Source organism: Actinokineospora globicatena (assembly GCF_024171945.1).
In the GTDB taxonomy this organism is placed as follows: domain Bacteria; phylum Actinomycetota; class Actinomycetes; order Mycobacteriales; family Pseudonocardiaceae; genus Actinokineospora; species Actinokineospora globicatena.
Window position 1 is genome coordinate 554,482 of the sequence record NZ_JAMTCR010000002.1, and the last position, 15,154, is coordinate 569,635.

General features: G+C 72.8%; 17 protein-coding genes and 1 riboswitch. Of the genes, 9 read left to right on the forward strand and 8 right to left on the reverse strand.

Annotation, left to right across the window (positions count from 1 at the left end):
- Positions 1-104 precede the first annotated feature (104 nt).
- Together LV79_RS02600 and LV79_RS02605 are read left to right on the forward strand one after the other, a co-directional pair.
- Positions 105-677: a peptide deformylase gene (locus LV79_RS02600; protein ID WP_253831632.1), complete on the forward strand. Its 573-nt coding sequence runs from the start codon at positions 105-107 to the stop codon at positions 675-677.
- Positions 678-718: 41 nt separating this feature from the next.
- Positions 719-1,321, forward strand: a complete 603-nt coding sequence (locus LV79_RS02605) for a LysE family translocator (RefSeq protein WP_253831634.1) — start codon at positions 719-721, stop codon at positions 1,319-1,321.
- Positions 1,322-1,355: 34 nt separating this feature from the next.
- On the opposite strand, the gene LV79_RS02610 is transcribed toward LV79_RS02605, so the two are convergent.
- A complete protein-coding gene (locus LV79_RS02610) occupies positions 1,356-1,994 on the reverse strand; it encodes a hypothetical protein (RefSeq protein ID WP_253831636.1) in 639 nt (212 codons plus the stop codon).
- 279 nt (positions 1,995-2,273) lie between these two features.
- On the opposite strand from LV79_RS02610, the gene thiC reads away from it, so the two are divergent.
- Positions 2,274-3,926, forward strand: a complete 1,653-nt coding sequence (thiC, locus tag LV79_RS02615; RefSeq protein ID WP_285469856.1) for a phosphomethylpyrimidine synthase ThiC — start codon at positions 2,274-2,276, stop codon at positions 3,924-3,926.
- On the forward strand, positions 3,923-4,756 hold the full coding sequence (gene thiD, locus LV79_RS02620) for a bifunctional hydroxymethylpyrimidine kinase/phosphomethylpyrimidine kinase (RefSeq protein WP_253831638.1): 834 nt from the start codon (positions 3,923-3,925) through the stop codon (positions 4,754-4,756). The genes thiC and thiD overlap by 4 nt, the downstream gene beginning before the upstream one ends.
- Positions 4,757-4,794: 38 nt before the next feature.
- On the opposite strand, the gene LV79_RS02625 is transcribed toward thiD, so the two are convergent.
- The 4 genes from LV79_RS02625 to thiO all read right to left on the reverse strand — a co-directional run bounded on the left by LV79_RS02625 (position 4,795) and on the right by thiO (position 7,473).
- Positions 4,795-5,232: a MarR family winged helix-turn-helix transcriptional regulator gene (locus LV79_RS02625; protein WP_253831640.1), complete on the reverse strand. Its 438-nt coding sequence runs from the start codon at positions 5,230-5,232 to the stop codon at positions 4,795-4,797.
- 170 nt (positions 5,233-5,402) lie between these two features.
- Positions 5,403-6,158: a thiazole synthase gene (locus LV79_RS02630; RefSeq protein WP_253831642.1), complete on the reverse strand. Its 756-nt coding sequence runs from the start codon at positions 6,156-6,158 to the stop codon at positions 5,403-5,405.
- Between the two features lie 2 nt (positions 6,159-6,160).
- Entirely contained in the window at positions 6,161-6,361 is a 201-nt protein-coding gene (thiS, locus tag LV79_RS02635) for a sulfur carrier protein ThiS (protein ID WP_253831644.1), read from the reverse strand.
- Positions 6,358-7,473, reverse strand: a complete 1,116-nt coding sequence (thiO, locus tag LV79_RS02640; RefSeq protein ID WP_253831647.1) for a glycine oxidase ThiO — start codon at positions 7,471-7,473, stop codon at positions 6,358-6,360. Before thiO ends, thiS begins: the two co-directional genes overlap by 4 nt.
- Positions 7,467-7,574: riboswitch (TPP riboswitch) on the reverse strand. It overlaps the preceding gene by 7 nt.
- A 32-nt stretch (positions 7,575-7,606) precedes the next feature.
- Between thiO and thiE the strand changes: the two genes are divergently transcribed.
- Both thiE and LV79_RS02650 read left to right on the forward strand, forming a co-directional pair.
- The gene (thiE, locus tag LV79_RS02645; protein ID WP_253831649.1) at positions 7,607-8,278 is read left to right on the forward strand and encodes a thiamine phosphate synthase; all 672 of its coding nucleotides are present in this window, start codon (positions 7,607-7,609) and stop codon (positions 8,276-8,278) included.
- 47 nt (positions 8,279-8,325) lie between these two features.
- Positions 8,326-9,273 carry a threonine ammonia-lyase gene (locus LV79_RS02650; protein WP_253831651.1) on the forward strand — a complete coding sequence of 316 codons (948 nt, stop codon included), beginning with the start codon at positions 8,326-8,328 and terminating at the stop codon, positions 9,271-9,273.
- Positions 9,274-9,286: 13 nt separating this feature from the next.
- Here the strand turns inward: LV79_RS02650 and LV79_RS02655 are convergent, their stop codons facing one another.
- On the reverse strand, positions 9,287-10,735 hold the full coding sequence (locus tag LV79_RS02655; RefSeq protein WP_285469855.1) for an MFS transporter: 1,449 nt from the start codon (positions 10,733-10,735) through the stop codon (positions 9,287-9,289).
- Positions 10,736-10,737: 2 nt separating this feature from the next.
- Positions 10,738-11,493, reverse strand: a complete 756-nt coding sequence (locus LV79_RS02660; protein ID WP_253831653.1) for a GntR family transcriptional regulator — start codon at positions 11,491-11,493, stop codon at positions 10,738-10,740.
- Positions 11,494-11,991: 498 nt separating this feature from the next.
- On the opposite strand from LV79_RS02660, the gene LV79_RS02665 reads away from it, so the two are divergent.
- Together LV79_RS02665 and LV79_RS02670 are read left to right on the forward strand one after the other, a co-directional pair.
- Positions 11,992-12,522 carry a winged helix-turn-helix transcriptional regulator gene (locus tag LV79_RS02665; RefSeq protein WP_253831655.1) on the forward strand — a complete coding sequence of 177 codons (531 nt, stop codon included), beginning with the start codon at positions 11,992-11,994 and terminating at the stop codon, positions 12,520-12,522.
- Positions 12,519-13,415 (forward strand): N-acetylglucosamine kinase, encoded by an 897-nt coding sequence (locus LV79_RS02670; protein WP_253831657.1) that lies wholly within the window; start codon positions 12,519-12,521, stop codon positions 13,413-13,415. Before LV79_RS02665 ends, LV79_RS02670 begins: the two co-directional genes overlap by 4 nt.
- Positions 13,416-13,445: 30 nt before the next feature.
- Here LV79_RS02670 and LV79_RS02675 read toward each other — a convergent pair whose 3' ends face one another.
- Entirely contained in the window at positions 13,446-14,111 is a 666-nt protein-coding gene (locus LV79_RS02675; protein ID WP_253831659.1) for a DUF3159 domain-containing protein, read from the reverse strand.
- Positions 14,112-14,285: 174 nt separating this feature from the next.
- Between LV79_RS02675 and LV79_RS02680 the strand changes: the two genes are divergently transcribed.
- Positions 14,286-15,071: an SGNH/GDSL hydrolase family protein gene (locus tag LV79_RS02680; RefSeq protein WP_253835716.1), complete on the forward strand. Its 786-nt coding sequence runs from the start codon at positions 14,286-14,288 to the stop codon at positions 15,069-15,071.
- The last annotated feature ends 83 nt before the right edge of the window (positions 15,072-15,154 follow it).

Here is a 15,154-nt window from a genome sequence, read left to right on the forward strand (position 1 = left end):
GCCCACAACCTCCAACAACCCCACGCCAGCCCACGTTCCCCGGACCGCGCGGCGGCAAACCAGCGGCGGGACCTGGTGTCGGGAGCGCCCGTTAGGCTCGTGGCATGACAGTCCACCCGATCCGCATCGTCGGTGATCCGGTTCTGCATAACCCGACCAAGCCGGTCGAGCGGTTCGACGAGGACCTCGCGGCGCTGGTCGCCGACATGTACGACACCATGGCCGCCGCCAACGGGGTCGGCCTCGCCGCCAACCAGATCGGCGTCGACCAGCGGGTGTTCGTGTACGACTGCCCGGACGACGAGGGCGTGCGGCACCGCGGTGTCGTGGTGAACCCGGTGCTGACCACCTCCGAGGTCCCCGAGGGGATGCCGGACCCGGACGACGACTACGAGGGGTGCCTGTCGGTGCCAGGTGAGACCTTCCCGACCGGGCGGGCGAGCTGGGCGAAGGTCACCGGGCAGGACCTGGCGGGTGCGCCGATCGAGGTCGAGGGCACCGGGTTCTTCGCGCGCTGCCTGCAACACGAGACCGATCACCTGGACGGGTACCTCTACCTCAACCGCCTGGTCGGCCGGAACCAGCGGGACGCGAAGCGGATGATCAAGGCCAACGAGTGGGGGGTGCCCGGCCTGTCCTGGGACCCGGCCAACTCCGAGGACCCGTTCGCCGATTAACCGCTGGCACCTGGCCAGCGGCCGGGCGCATCATCCCCGGCATGACCTGGTCCGGCTTCCTCGCGTTCCTGTTGGCCTCCCTGATCCTCGCCATGGTCCCCGGCGTGGGCACGGCGATGCTGCTGCGACAGTCGATCAAGGGCGGTCGCCGGGGCGCGCTGGCCACGGTCGCGGGCATGGAGGTCGGCGTCGCGGTGTGGGCGGTGGCGGCGGCGTTCGGGCTGTCGGTGCTGCTGGTCGCCTCCGAGGTCGCCTACCAGGCGTTGCGGATCGGCGGTGTCGCGGTGCTGCTGTGGTTCGGGGCGCGGGCGTTGTTCGGCAAGCACGACGACAGCGAGCCGGTGGCGCCGACCAGCGGGTCGGGGTTCCGGTCCGGGCTGGTGGTCAACGTCGCCAACCCGAAGCTGGCGGTGTTCGCGATCTCGTTCCTGCCGCAGTTCGTCGAGCCGGGCGCGCCGCGGTGGGTGCTGGTGGCGCTGGCCGGGGTCTGGGTGCTGGTCGACACCCTGTGGTACCTGCTGGTCATCGCGCTGCTGAGCCGGATCATGGGCTGGCTGCGCCGCAGCGCGGTGCGCCGCAGGCTGGAGCGGGTCTCCGGTGCGGTGCTGATCGGCCTGGGCATCAAGCTCGCCGTGCAGTCATGACCGGGTGCGACCAAGCCCTGGGCGCCGTCCTGGGCTAGGCCGAGCGCCAGGGCAGGTCGGCGAGCGCGGCCATCGCGGCGAACCCGGGAGCCTCCGCCAGGTCGTCGAACCGGCCCGCGATGAGGTGCACCCGGATGCGGCCCACCTGCGCCTGGCTCGGCACGGCGCCGACCAGCAGGTGCGGCAGCGACAGCCGCCAGAACGCGACCACGGTGTCGCGCCGCTCACCGGCACCGCGCAGCGCCGCGACGGCGAGCCGGATGGCGTGCTCGTTCGCGGTCATCGCCCCGGCCGGGGCGGCGTGGTCCCAGGCCCACCTGGCCTGGTCGGCCTTGGCGCAGTGCAGGCACGCCGGACCGGTGCCCAGCTCACCCCGGCAGACCGGGCAGGACAGCAGCCGCATCGCCCAGTCGACGCAGGTCCAGGGGTGGCTGCCGACCGGCGCGGCGAGCACCGTGGCGGCCAGTTCGCGCTCGTCCTCGGCCCCGGCGGCGAGGGCGTCCCAGTCCGCCTTCCACAGCGCGTCGACGCGGTCGGCGCAGGTCAGGCAGGTCGGGTAGCCGCGACCGAGCGGGTCCGCGCAGGTCGGGCACGGCTCGACCGACTCCGGTCTGGCCTGAAGCCGGGCTCCGGGCGGGTACGGCAGCGGCATGCCGGAAACCTTAGTGCTCACACCGCAGTCCTGGCGCTGGTGCTCACGCGCCTGCCCCCGCGGTCACCACTCGGCAGCCTCACGCCCACCACTCGGCAGCCCCGCACTCGCGCTTGTCGGCCCCCGCACTCCGCACTTGGCAGCCCCCTCGCCGCCGGCTAGGGTCTGGCCGGACAACTGAACACAGCGCGGGAGCTCGCGCCATGGCGGGCTGAGAGGGCGGCTGGTGTCCCATCCGAGGACCCGGTGCCGCCGACCGATGAACCTGACCGGGTAATGCCGGCGTAGGGAGGATTCCTCGTGACCGCTCTTGACGACCGCTCGGTGCGACCAGCAGTCACCACCGGGCCGATCTCCGGTTCGCGCAAGGCCTACCGGGAGAGCGCCGACGGGCTGCGCGTCCCCGTCCGCCGGGTCGAGCTGACCAACGGCGAGCACCTCGACCTGTACGACACCTCGGGCCCGTACACCGACCCCGAGGCCACCATCGACGTCCACAGTGGACTGCCCAAGTTGCGCGCCGACTGGGTGGCCGGTCGGGCGCCGGTCGGTGGCGCGGTGACCCAGCTGGCCTACGCCAAGGCCGGGATCATCACCGAGGAGATGCGGTTCTGCGCCGAGCGGGAGGGCGTCGCCGCGGAGTTCGTCCGCGAGGAGGTGGCCATCGGGCGGGCGGTGATCCCGGTCAACCGGTGCCACCCCGAGGTCGAGCCCGCGATCATCGGCAAGAAGTTCCACGTCAAGATCAACGCCAACATCGGCAACTCCGCGGTGTCCTCCTCCATCGAGGACGAGGTGGACAAGCTGGTGTGGGCGACGCGGTGGGGCGCCGACACCGTGATGGACCTGTCCACCGGCAAGCGCATCCACGAGACCCGCGAGTGGATCCTGCGCAACTCCCCCGTGCCGATCGGGACGGTGCCGATCTACCAGGCGCTGGAGAAGGTCAACGGCGACCCGGCGGCGCTGTCCTGGGAGGTCTACCGGGACACCGTGGTCGAGCAGTGCGAGCAGGGCGTCGACTACATGACCGTGCACGCCGGGGTGCTGCTGCGGTACGTGCCGCTGACCGCGCGCCGGGTCACCGGCATCGTCTCGCGCGGCGGGTCGATCATGGCGGCTTGGTGCCTGGCGCACCACAAGGAGAGCTTCCTCTACACGCACTTCGAGGAGCTGTGCGAGATCCTGCGCACCTACGACGTCACCTTCTCCCTCGGTGACGGGCTGCGGCCGGGGTCGATCGCCGACGCCAACGACGCCGCGCAGTTCGCCGAGCTGCGGACGCTGGGCGAGCTGACCCACATCGCCCGCGCGCACGACGTCCAGGTGATGATCGAGGGCCCCGGGCACGTCCCGATGCACAAGATCGCGGAGAACGTCCGGCTGGAGGAGGAGCTGTGCGGTGAGGCGCCGTTCTACACCCTCGGCCCGCTGGCGACCGACATCGCGCCCGGCTACGACCACATCACCTCGGCCATCGGCGCGGCGCAGATCGGCTGGCTCGGCACCGCGATGCTCTGCTACGTCACGCCCAAGGAGCACCTGGGCCTGCCCAACCGCGACGACGTGAAGACCGGGGTGATCACCTACAAGATCGCCGCGCACGCCGCCGACCTGGCCAAGGGGCACCCGAGGGCGCAGGAGCGCGACGACGCGCTGTCGCGGGCCCGGTTCGAGTTCCGCTGGACCGACCAGTTCAACCTGGCGCTCGACCCGGACACCGCCCGCTCGTTCCACGACGAGACGCTGCCCGCGGAACCGGCGAAGACCGCGCACTTCTGCTCCATGTGCGGGCCTAAGTTCTGCTCCATGAAAATCACCCAGGACGTGCGCCGCTACGCGGACGAACACGGTCTGTCCTCTGTGGAGGCCATCGAGGCGGGCATGGCCGCCAAGTCCGAGGAGTTCGCCGACCAGGGCGGCAAGGTCTACCTGCCGGTGGTCGGGCAGTGACCACGCCGCCTCGCACGCTGACCATCGCCGGGTCGGATTCCGGTGGTGGCGCGGGAATCCAGGCCGACCTGCGGACGTTCTTCGCCTGCGGGGTGCACGGGATGACCGCGATCACGGCGGTGACCGTGCAGAACTCGCTCGGCGTGAGCGGGTTCCACACCATCCCGCCCGAGGTGGTCGCCGCGCAGATCGAGGTGGTGGCCACCGACATCGGCGTGCAGGCGGCCAAGACCGGCATGCTGGCCACTGCGGAGATCATCACCGCGGTGGCCGGTGCCTGCGACCGGGTCGGGATCGGACGGTCCGGGGTGACACCGTTCGTCGTCGACCCGGTGTCTGCGTCGATGCACGGCGACCCGCTGCTCAGCGACCAGGCGCTCGACGCGCTGCGCACCGAGCTGTTCCCGCGGGCGAGCCTGGTCACGCCGAACCTCGACGAGGTGCGGCTGCTGACCGGGATCGAGGTGCGCTCGCAGGCCCAGCAGCGGGACGCGGCCAAGGCGCTCGCCGAGTACGGCCCGCAGTGGGTGCTGGTCAAGGGCGGCCACCTGTGGGACGACCCGGAGTGCCTCGACCTGCTCTACGACGGCTCGGAGTTCACCGAGTTCGTCGGGCCGCGCCTCGAGGCCAAGCACACCCACGGCAGCGGCGACACCCTCGCCTCCACCGTCACCTCGGGCCTGGCCAAGGGCCTGGACATGGTGTCGGCGGTGCGCGCGGCCAAGGCGTTCATCCAACGCTCGGTGCAGGACGCGTACCCGCTCGGCGCGGGCGTCGGCCCGGTCTCCCCGCGCTGGCGGCTACCGGACGCGGACACGTTCCTGCTGTGAGACCCACCGGTGCCCCGGCTCGCGTCGGGGCACCGGTGTCAGTCGACGAGCAGCGACTCCAGCACCGGGATGGCGGCGACCAGTCGCTCGCGTTCCTGCGGGGACAACCGGTCCAGCCGCCTGCCCAACTCGAGCACCCGCGTGGACCGGACGCCGGACACGATCCGCTCCCCGGAGTCGGTCGCCCGGACCAACCACGCCCGGCGATCGGCCGGGTCCGGCTCGCGCACCACATGACCCGACTCGACCAGGCTCGCCACGATCCGTGACATCGTCGGCGCGGCCACCCCCTCCTTGCCAGCCAGGTCACCGAGGCGCAGCTCACCGCAGTTGACCAGAGTGGACAGAGCGGAGATGGACCCGTGCCCCAGGCCGGGAGAACCGGAGCGGCGCAACGCCCGGGACAGGCGCCCGATCGCGAGGTACAACCGCGCGGGCACATCCCCGACGCCGGACTCGGCGGCCGATGTCGTCATACCTCATTGTGCCGGAACCTCGCCGACTCCAACGACAAGGCCCCAACGAGCCTCTCCCGACACGTGCGCCCCCACGCATAAGCCCACGGTGGTGGACCTCTAACCCAGCGCGCCAAGACGGAGGCTCGCGCGCGGAATTCAGTGCGGGAGGCAACCAGTCCAGCGAGGGGCTATCGGGGTGGACTGGAGGCTTGGGCCCAGAAGCGTTGCGGGATGCGGCCGGCGGCGCGGGCGAGGCGGCCCGCGTGGACGGCGGAGCGCATGGCGGTGGCCATCTTCTCGGGGTCGGCGGCGCGGGTGACGGCGGTGGCGAGGAGGACGGCGGCGCAGCCCAGTTCCATGGCGAGGGCGGCGTCGGAGGCGGTGCCGATGCCCGCGTCGAGGATGACCGGGACGGTGGCCCTGGCGACGATCAGTTCGATGTTGTGCGGGTTGCGGATGCCGAGGCCGGTGCCGATGGGGGAACCGAGCGGCATGACGGCGGCGCAGCCCACCTCCTCCAGGCGCAGGGCCAGGACCGGGTCGTCGTTGGTGTAGGGCAGCACCACGAAGCCGTCGTCGACGAGGGTGCGGGCGGCGTCGAGGAGTTCCACCGGGTCGGGCAGGAGGGTGCGGTCGTCGGCGATGACCTCGAGTTTGATCCAGTTGGTGCCCAACGCCTCGCGGGCCAGGTGGGCGGTGAGGACGGCCTCGGCGGCGGTGCGGCAGCCCGCGGTGTTGGGCAGCGGGTCGATGCCGAGCCTGCGCAGGACTTCGAGGACGCCGGTGCCGCCGTCGACGTCGACGCGGCGCAGGGACACGGTGGTCAGTTCCGTGCCGGAGGCGACGAGGGCGCGTTCGAGCACCGCGAGGTTCGCGGCGCCGCCGGTGCCGGTGATCAGGCGGGACGCGTACTCCCGGTCGGCGATGACCAGTGGGTCGTCCACGTTCAGCCTCCCTGCACGGCGGTGAGCACTTCCAGCACGGCGCCGTCGGGCACCGGGGTCGACGGGTGCGCGGCCCTCGGGACGACCGCGCCGTCCATGGCGACCGCGATCCCGGCGCCGGGAACCCCCAGCGCCACCAGCAGGTCCGCGACCGTCGACCCGTCGGCCAACTCCCGTTCGGCGCCGTTCACCAGCACGATCATGTGTCCCTCCCCGAGAACCGCGCGGGATCAGCGGCGCGCACCGCGTCCGGTAGGTCTTCCCCGCGCAGCAGCGCGACAACCGCGTCCGCCGTGACGGGGGCGAGCAGCAGGCCGTTGCGGTGGTGACCGGTCGCCACCAGCAGGCCCGGCGCCACCTCGCCGATCAGCGGCAGGTTGTCCGGGCTGCCCGACCGCAGACCGGCGGCCGTCTCGGTGAGGGCGTACTCCGCGATGCCCGGCAGTACTTGTTCCGCGTCGCGCAGCAGGTCCCGCACGGCGCCCGCGGTGACGGACTGGTCGAAGCCGACCTCGAGCTGCGTCGCGCCGAGGATGAGCTCGCCGTCCGCGCGCGGCACCAGGTACACCGGCCGGGACTCGACGTGGGCGCGGATCGTGCGGGTCGGCACCGGGAGCGCGCCGCGGCGGCCGTGCAGCCGCAGGATCTCGCCCTTCACCGGGCGGACCAGCGGCTCGAGCGCCGGGTGCAGCCGCCCGCTCCACGCGCCTGCCGCGAGGACAACCACCGCACATTCCACAGTGGACTCGTCGGCCAGCACGACGGCACCCGGGTGGACTTCGCGCGCGGACGCCGTGACGAACTCCACACCCGATCGGCGGCACGCGGTGTGCAACGCGGTGAGCAGAGCGCGGTTGTCCACGGCCAGGTCCCCCGGCACGTGCAGTCCACTTCGGACGCCGGGGCCGATGCCGGGCTCCATCGCCCGCAGTTCCCGCGCCGTGCGGTTCTGCGCCTCGCGGCCGAGTCCGCGCAGGAACTCGGCGAGCACGTCGAGGGTGCCGACATCGGCGGAGTCCAAGGCGACCGCGAGGGTCCCTTCCAGCCGCAACCCGGGATCTCCGCCCGCAGCGGTCAGCCGGGACGCGAAGTCCGGCCACGCGGCGAGCGAGGAGCTGCCGAGTTCGAGGACGTGCTCCTCCCCCGGCCACGACTCGGTGACCGGCGCGAGCATGCCGCCAGCCAGCCAGGACGCGCCCCTGGTCGGGGTCGGGTCGACCACGCGCACGGAGTAGCCCGCGTCCGCGACCGCCCAGGCGACCGACAGCCCGATGACGCCACCGCCGACAACGACGACAGCCCGCTCATGTCCCATGTCCTCACGCTCCCTGCGCCGGCATGACCCGGATCAGGTTCGACGGTCGGAGCGACCCAGCTCCCTCTCAGCCCGTTCCCCGGACTCCCGTGCGACCGACCTCCACCGTAGCGCAGGCGATAGCGTCATCTCCATGCCAGGACTCGACGGGGACCAGATCAGGCGCAGGCTGGCCGACGCGCGGCTCTACCTGTGCACCGACGCGCGGACCGAGCAGGGCGACCTCGCCGACTTCGTGGACGCCGCGCTGGCGGGCGGGGTCGACATCGTGCAGCTGCGCGACAAGCGCGGTGGGGCGCCGCTGGAGGCCGGACCCGAGCTGCGCGCGTTGTCGGTGATCGCGGAGGTCTGCGCGGCGCACGGGGCGCTGCTGGCGGTCAACGACCGGGCCGACGTCGCGCTCGCCGCCGGGGCGGACGTGCTGCACCTGGGGCAGGACGACCTGCCGGTGCCGGTGGCGCGCCGGGTGGTCGGCGACGACGTCGTCATCGGGCGGTCGACGCACGACTTCGCGCAGGCCATCGCGGCGGCGACCGAACCGGGCGTCGACTACTTCTGCACGGGCCCGTGCTGGACGACGCCGACCAAGCCCGGTCGTCCGGCCGCCGGTCTCGACCTGGTCCAGGCCACGGCGGCGGCCGCGCCGGAACGCACCTGGTTCGCCATCGGCGGTATCGACGCCGCGCGGCTGCCGGAGGTCGTCGCCGCTGGTGCGCGCCGGGTCGCGGTGGTGCGGGCGATCACCGACGCCGCCGACCCGAAGGCAGCCGCCGAGAGCCTGGCCGCGGTGCTGCGGCAGGGGTGAGCAGCGCGACACCCGCGACCCCCACCCGGCCGGTGCACACTGGTGCGGTGAACCTGGTCACCCTTGAGGACATCACCGCCGCCGCCGAGCGGATCGCCGGGCACGCGGTGCGCACCCCGCTGGTACCCGCGCCGTGGGCCGACCGTCCACTGTGGATCAAACCGGAGAGCCTGCAGCCGGTCGGCGCGTTCAAGATCCGGGGCGCCTACAACGCCGTCGCCAGCGTCGACCCGGCCCGCCGGGAACGCGGGGTGGTGGCGTACTCCAGCGGCAACCACGCCCAGGCCGTCGCGTACGCGGCGCGGGCGTTCGGGGTACCGGCGTGGATCGTGGTCCCGGAGGACACGCCCCGGGTCAAGGTGGACGCGACCAGGGCACACGGCGCCGAGGTGGTGCTGGTCAAGACCGGCGAGCGCGAGTCGGCGGCGTACGCGATCGTCGAGCGCGAGGACGCGACGCTGATCCCGCCGTTCGACGACCCCCGGGTCATCGCCGGTCAGGGGACCATCGGCCTGGAGATCATCGCCGACCTGCCCGACGTGGACCTGGTGCTCGCCCCGGTGAGCGGCGGCGGCCTGATCTCGGGCATCGCGGCCGCGATCAAGGCGCTGCGCCCGCAGGCGCAGGTGTGGGCGGTCGAGCCGGAACTGGCCGGTGACACCGCGGAGAGCCTGGCCAGGGGCGAACTCGTCCCGTGGTCGGTGGCCGACCGCAACCGCACCATCGCCGACGGCCTGCGCAGCCAACCCTCCGCCCTGACCTTCGCCCACCAGCAGGCCTACGTGGACGGAATCGTGACGGTCTCGGAGGATGAGATCCGCTCAGCCGTGGCCACCCTGGCGCACCGCGCGCACCTGATCGCGGAACCCAGCGGCGCGGTCACCACCGCCGCCGTCCTCCACCACAGCGACAAGCTCCCAACCGGCAAAACAGTCGCAGTCCTCAGCGGCGGCAACATCGACCCGGACGCCCTCGCGACCCTGCTCCAGGCCTGATCACCCGGCTTGGTCAGCCCTGGGGTGTTGGGGCGGGGGCTTCGACGTCGCAGTGGGGGCCGGGGGGTGGGGCGGCTAGGACGTTGTCGTGGATGGTGAGGGCGATGAGGCCGCCTGCCGCGGCTAGGGCGGCGCAGATGAGGAGGGCTGTGCGCCAGCTGGAGGTCATGGCGGTGGGGTCGGTGTAGGCGGCGCCGGTGAGGCCCGCGGCGGTGGGGAGGACCGCGACGGCGAGGAGGCCGCCGGTTCTGGCCACGGCGTTGTTCACTCCGGACGCCAGGCCCGCGTACCTGTCGGGGGCGGCGGCCAGGACAGTCGCGGTCACGGGGGCGACCACCACCGACAGGCCGAATCCGAAGAGGACGACCGACGGCAGGACCGCGCCCACGTACGACGAACCCGGCGCGATCCTGGTCATCAGGAGCATCGCCGTGGCGATCAGCAGGGGCCCGGCCACCAGGAACCAGCGCGGGCCGATCCGGGACGCGAGCTGGCCGAACCGGGCCGACAGCAGCAGCATCACCGCGGTGATCGGCAGTCCTGCCAGGCCCGCGGCCGTCGGGGAGTAGCCGAGTGAGGTCTGCAGTTGCAGGCCCATCAGCACCATCACGCCGGTCAGCGCCGCGTACACGACGAGGGTGAGCGCGTTGGCGACGACGAAGGTGTGGCTGGCGAACAGCGCAGGCGGGACCAGCGGGTCTGCCTGGCGCCGTTGCAGCAGCACGAACGCGGCCAGTGCGGCGACCCCCACCACGGCGGAGCCGACGACCAGCCAGTCCGCGCCGCGCACCGGGGCCTCCACCAGGGCGGCGGTGACGCCAGCGAGGCCGACCGCGCCGAGCACCGAGTCCAGGATGTTCGGGTGGCCGGTGACCTGCTCGTCGCGGGTTTCCGGCACGCACCGCATCGCCAGCCACACGCACACCACGACCAGCGGGATGTTCACCAGGAACGCCAGCCGCCACGACCAGGCCTGCACCAGCAGGCCGCCGACCAGCGGTCCCACCGCGGCCGCGATGCCGCCGAGACCGGACCACGCCCCGATCGCACGGGAGCGGTCGTCGCGGTGGAAGACCGCCTGCAGGATGGCCAGCGAGCCCGGGGTCAGCAGCGCGCCGCCGATGCCCTGCAGGACCCGGGACGCGACCAGCATCGGCGTGGACACCGCGACCCCGCACAGGGCCGAGGCGAGGCCGAACCAGATGACGCCGACCACGAACACCCGGCGGCGGCCGTAGCGGTCCCCGAGCGAGCCCGCGACCAGGATCAGCGCGGCCAGCGCCAGCAGGTACCCGTTGAGCACCCACTGCAGGCCCGCGACCGAGGCGCCCAGCTCCGTGCCGAGCCTGGGCAGGGCGATGTTGACCACGCTGCTGTCCAGCATCGCCATGCCGGAACCGAGGATCGTGGTGGCCAGCACCCCGCGGGCGGTGGCCGTGCCCCAGCGGACCTCGGCCGCCACCGTCAGGCCGGGCGGTTGAGCGTCGCCACGAACTTGTACCGGTCGCCCCGGTAGACCGACCGCACCCACTCCACCGGGCGTTCGTCGGTGTCGAACGAGTGCCGCGACAGCAGCAGCATCGGCATGCCCACATCGGCGCCGAGCAGCTCGGCCTCGTGCGGACCGGCCAACGCGGTCTCGATCGTCTCCTCGGCGTGGCCCATCTCGACGTCGAACCGCTCACGCAGCACCTGGTAGAGCGAGCCGCCCCCGCTGACGTAGCGGCGCAGACCGCGGAAGCGGCCGAGCGGCAGGTGCGTCGTCTCCATGGCCATCGGCTCGCCGTCGGCCAGCCGCAGCCGGTGCAGCCGCAGCACCTTGGCGCCCGCGCGGATGCCGAGCAGCCTGGCCAGGTCGGCCTCGGCCGGGATCTCGGAGACCTCCAGCAGCTTGCTGGAGGGCTCGCGGCCCTGGGCGCGCATGTCCTCGGTGTAGGACGACAGCTGCAGCCGCTGGGCGACCTTGGGCTCGGCGGCGAAGGTGCCCTTGCCCTGCACCCGCAGCAGCCTGCCCTCGACGGTCAGCTCGGCGAGCGCCTGGCGGACGGTGGTGCGGGAGACGTCGAACTCGGTGGCCAGTGAGCGTTCGGTCGGGATGGGCGAGCCGGGAGGCAGCGACCCGAGCAGGTCGAGCAAGTGGCGCTTGAGACCCCAGTACTTGGGTTCCCGTTGCACGCGCGCCACCGTGTCCGACCCGTCGGCCGTGGACATCTCCAGCATGGCGTCCCTCCTGAGTATTGCGCCCGACCCGTACAGAATGCCTTGTCGGGGGTGCCGCACGCGATCACACCCCGCCTGTTTGGCCCTACCGTGACCAGTGGCCCGCGTCCGCGCGCCCCGCCGCGCCGTCCCACCTACGGTATGATTGGTCTAGACCTTACCGCCCGGGGGCGGGCGGCTGTCGGGCGAACGGCGATCCGGGGAACTCCCGCGGGCCTGGGCGGCGGTGTCGCGAGAACCCGACCGCTGCGCCGAATGCCGGGCGAACGCGCTGCTCACCACGGCCGCGGCGGGCCCGGCACCGCGCACCGCACCCAGTCCGATTTGTCCGGTGCGGTCGGACGGAGTTCAGCCGTTCGAGTGGTTCCGGAAAATCGCCCGCGCCGCCGGACACCGACTGGGTGTGGCGGCCATCACGACAGCGCGGCGGGCTCGGCAGGTTCACCCGCACGCGGTGATCACGTTTCGCCCGGCGCCCCGGCTTCCTAGACTGGGGCGATGCGAAGGACATCGTTCGCGCAGTGGCCCTGTTCCATCGCGCGGGCGATGGACCTGCTCGGCGACCAGTGGACCCTGCTCGTGCTCCGGGAGGCCTACCTCGGCGCCCGGCGGTTCGACCGGATCCAGGCCGAGTTGGGCATCGCCCGCAACACCCTCACCGAGCGGCTGGACCGCCTCGTCGGCGCCGGTCTGCTGCGCCGGGAGCGCTACCAGGAGCGGCCGGTGCGCTACGAGTACGTGCTCACCGACATGGGCCGCGACTTCTGGCCCGCGCTCGCGGCGATCATGCACTGGGGCGAGCGCTGGCTGACCGAGGACCGGCCGGTGCGGCTGCGGCACCGGACCTGCGGCCACGAGACGCACGCCGTGGTGACCTGCGCGTCCTGCGGCGACCCACTGCTCGTCCGGGAGGTGGAGGCGGAGCAGTTCGGCGCGCGGTCAGCGATGGTGGGGGGAGCCCGCTCCGCCGAGGGGGTGGAGCGGAGCGGGCCCGCTCATGTTACGCCGAACGGAGTAGCGGTCCGATGACCGGGGTCGCGTTGGGCGTCGACATCGGGGGCAGCACGACCCGCGCGCTGGCCGTGGACGCCTCGGGCGCCGTGGTCGGTCGCGGTGTCGCAGGCGGTGGCAACCCGAACACGAACGGTCCGGCCGCCGCGGCCGGGCAACTGCTGACCGCGGTGAACGCGGCGCTGGGCGGGTCGGAGGTGGCGGCCTGCGTGATCGGGATGGCCGGGTCGTCCGCGCTGCTCGACCCCGCGGTCGCCGCCGAGTTCGACGTGGTGTTCGAACTGCTGCACCCGCGCGTGGTGACCGACGCGGAGGTGGCCTTCGCGTCCGGCACGTCAGCGGCGGCGGGCACCGTGCTGATCTCGGGCACCGGCTCGATCGCCGGCCGGATCGCCGGCCGCGAACTGGTCGCCACCTACGGCGGCTTCGGCTGGCTCCTCGGCGACGAGGGCTCCGCGTTCTGGATCGGCCGCGAGGCCGTCCGGCACACCCTCTACGCGCTGCAGAGCGGCAAACCCCTGGGCCCGCTCCCAGAAGCCGTCCTGACCGCGGCGGGCCTCCCCCTCGGCGGCGACCCCCGCATCCCCTTCGGCCGCTTGATCCGACAGGTGAACCGCGAGGAACCGATCCGCCTGGCCCGGTTCGCCCCGATCGTCCCCTCGGTCGACGCCCCAGCGGCCCACGACATCGTGGACCGAGCAGCGCGCTCCCTGGCCAACCAGGCACTCGCGGTGCACGACACCGGACCGGTCGTCCTCGCGGGGGCGGTGCTGCAGACCGTTGTCGGGGCACGGGTCCGGGAGTTGTTGGCGGAACACGAGGTCGTCGACGCCAAGGACGGCACCATCGGCGCTGCCTGGCTCGCCTCCCTCGACGCCTTCGGCAAGAACGCCGTCCGCCCCCTGGTCTAGGCCAACCGAGTTGGCGCGCGTCTGGTTCTGCTAGTTCTGCGTCCCGGACTGCTGGACCGGCGGTTCGGCCGGGGCGGGTAGGCGCGGGTGGCGGAGGCCCGGGTGATCGGCGGGTAGGGACTTGCGCAGGACGGTGGCGCTCACGGCGATGACGAGGGCTACCAGGGGCCAGGAGAGGGCTACTCGGGCGAGGGCGAGGGCGGCTACGTTGCCGAGCCACCACAGCAGGCCGAATACGGCTGTGCGCAGGGTGTACTGGAGCAGGACCCAGACCCAGCTGGCGCGGCTGTAGGCGCGGAGGAGGTCCGGGTCTTGGCGCCAGCGGAGGCGTTGGCCGAGGAGTAGGCCGACGACCACGCCGAGCAGGGGGCGGCGGATGACGATGCTCACCGCCCAGGCGAGGGCGCTGGCGATGTTGGTGAGGAGCTGGATCAGGAAGAAGTCCTCGGCGCGGCCGGTGTAGAGGACGACCAGGGCGCCGACGGCGACGGCGAGCATGCCGCCGAGGACCGCGGTCACCTTCTCGCCCCGGCTCAGCCGGAGGGCGCCGACGACGACCGCCACCAGCAGGGCCGCGGCGCTCGCCAGGCCGATCGAACCGGTGACCAGCCAGGCGGCGGCGAAGGCGACCGGGGGCGCGGTGGCGTCGATGGCGCCGCGGCGGCCGCCGAGCAGGTCCGACAGCGAGTCACTCACCCCTCCAGCCTGCCTGACCGGCGGCGACGGCTCCAGCGGGGTTGGCAGTGGCTGGTCCACCCGGGGCGGGGGGTCATACTCTGCGCTGACGCGGGGCTCGGGAATGCGGGGGCATACTGGCCGCGTTTGGTTGTGTGGGGCAACGGGTCGATGATCGGGAAGGGGGGTCGGGCTGTGCACGGGTGGGACAGCTGGATCGCGATCGGGGACAGCTTCACCGAGGGCATGGGCGACGTGTCCGACGACGGTGGGTACGTGGGGTGGGCCGACCGGCTCGCCGAGATGCTGGCCGCGCGGCGGCCCGGTTTGCGGTACGCGAACCTGGCGCTGCGCGGGAAGATGCTGCAGGAGATCATCGACGAGCAGGTGCCGGTGGCGCTAACCGCGCGCCCTGACCTCGTCACGCTCTGCGGTGGTGGCAACGACATCATCACGCCGGGCACCGATGTCGACGACGTGGCCGCGCTGTTCGAGACCGCGGTGGTCGCGCTGCGCGAGGCGGGCTGCGACGTCGTGGTGTTCACCGGTCCGGATCCGAAGGTGCAGCCGCTGATCCGCCGGTTCCGCGGCAAGGTGGCCATCTACAACGGACACCTGCACGCGATCGCCGAGCGGCACGGCGCGCGGTTGGTCGACCTGTGGTCGATGGGGGTGCTGCACGACCGGCGGTCCTGGTGCGACGACCGGTTGCACTTCTCCAGCGAGGGGCACCGCCGGATCGTGTTGCGCACCGCGGAGGTGCTCGACTTCGAGGTGTCGCAGGACTGGCGCGAACCGCTGCCCGCGGAGGCGCGCAAGCCGTGGCTGCGGCTGCGGCAGGACGACCTCGCGTGGACGACGACGCACCTGATCCCGTGGGTGCGCAGGCAGATCACCGGGGAGTCCCTCGGCGACGGCCTGCACCCCAAGCGCCCGGAGTTGGCGCCGGTCAAGGGGGACGACCGCACGGCGGGGGTCTGAGTCCACAGCGGGCGGACGACGACCGGCCGGCTCTCCCTCCCCCGAGAGCGCCGGCCGGTGCGTCGGGCCGCACCCCCGTGGTT

Coding starts and splice junctions, on each gene's coding strand:
- LV79_RS02670 (WP_253831657.1), top strand. CDS start 12,519: ATGACCGGGGTCGCGTTGGGCGTCGACATCGGGGGCAGCACGACCCGC.
- LV79_RS02600 (WP_253831632.1), top strand. CDS start 105: ATGACAGTCCACCCGATCCGCATCGTCGGTGATCCGGTTCTGCATAAC.
- LV79_RS02665 (WP_253831655.1), top strand. CDS start 11,992: ATGCGAAGGACATCGTTCGCGCAGTGGCCCTGTTCCATCGCGCGGGCG.
- LV79_RS02605 (WP_253831634.1), top strand. CDS start 719: ATGACCTGGTCCGGCTTCCTCGCGTTCCTGTTGGCCTCCCTGATCCTC.
- LV79_RS02625 (WP_253831640.1), bottom strand. CDS start 5,232: ATGACGACATCGGCCGCCGAGTCCGGCGTCGGGGATGTGCCCGCGCGG.
- thiS (WP_253831644.1), bottom strand. CDS start 6,361: ATGATCGTGCTGGTGAACGGCGCCGAACGGGAGTTGGCCGACGGGTCG.
- thiE (WP_253831649.1), top strand. CDS start 7,607: ATGCCAGGACTCGACGGGGACCAGATCAGGCGCAGGCTGGCCGACGCG.
- LV79_RS02660 (WP_253831653.1), bottom strand. CDS start 11,493: ATGCTGGAGATGTCCACGGCCGACGGGTCGGACACGGTGGCGCGCGTG.
- thiO (WP_253831647.1), bottom strand. CDS start 7,473: ATGGGACATGAGCGGGCTGTCGTCGTTGTCGGCGGTGGCGTCATCGGG.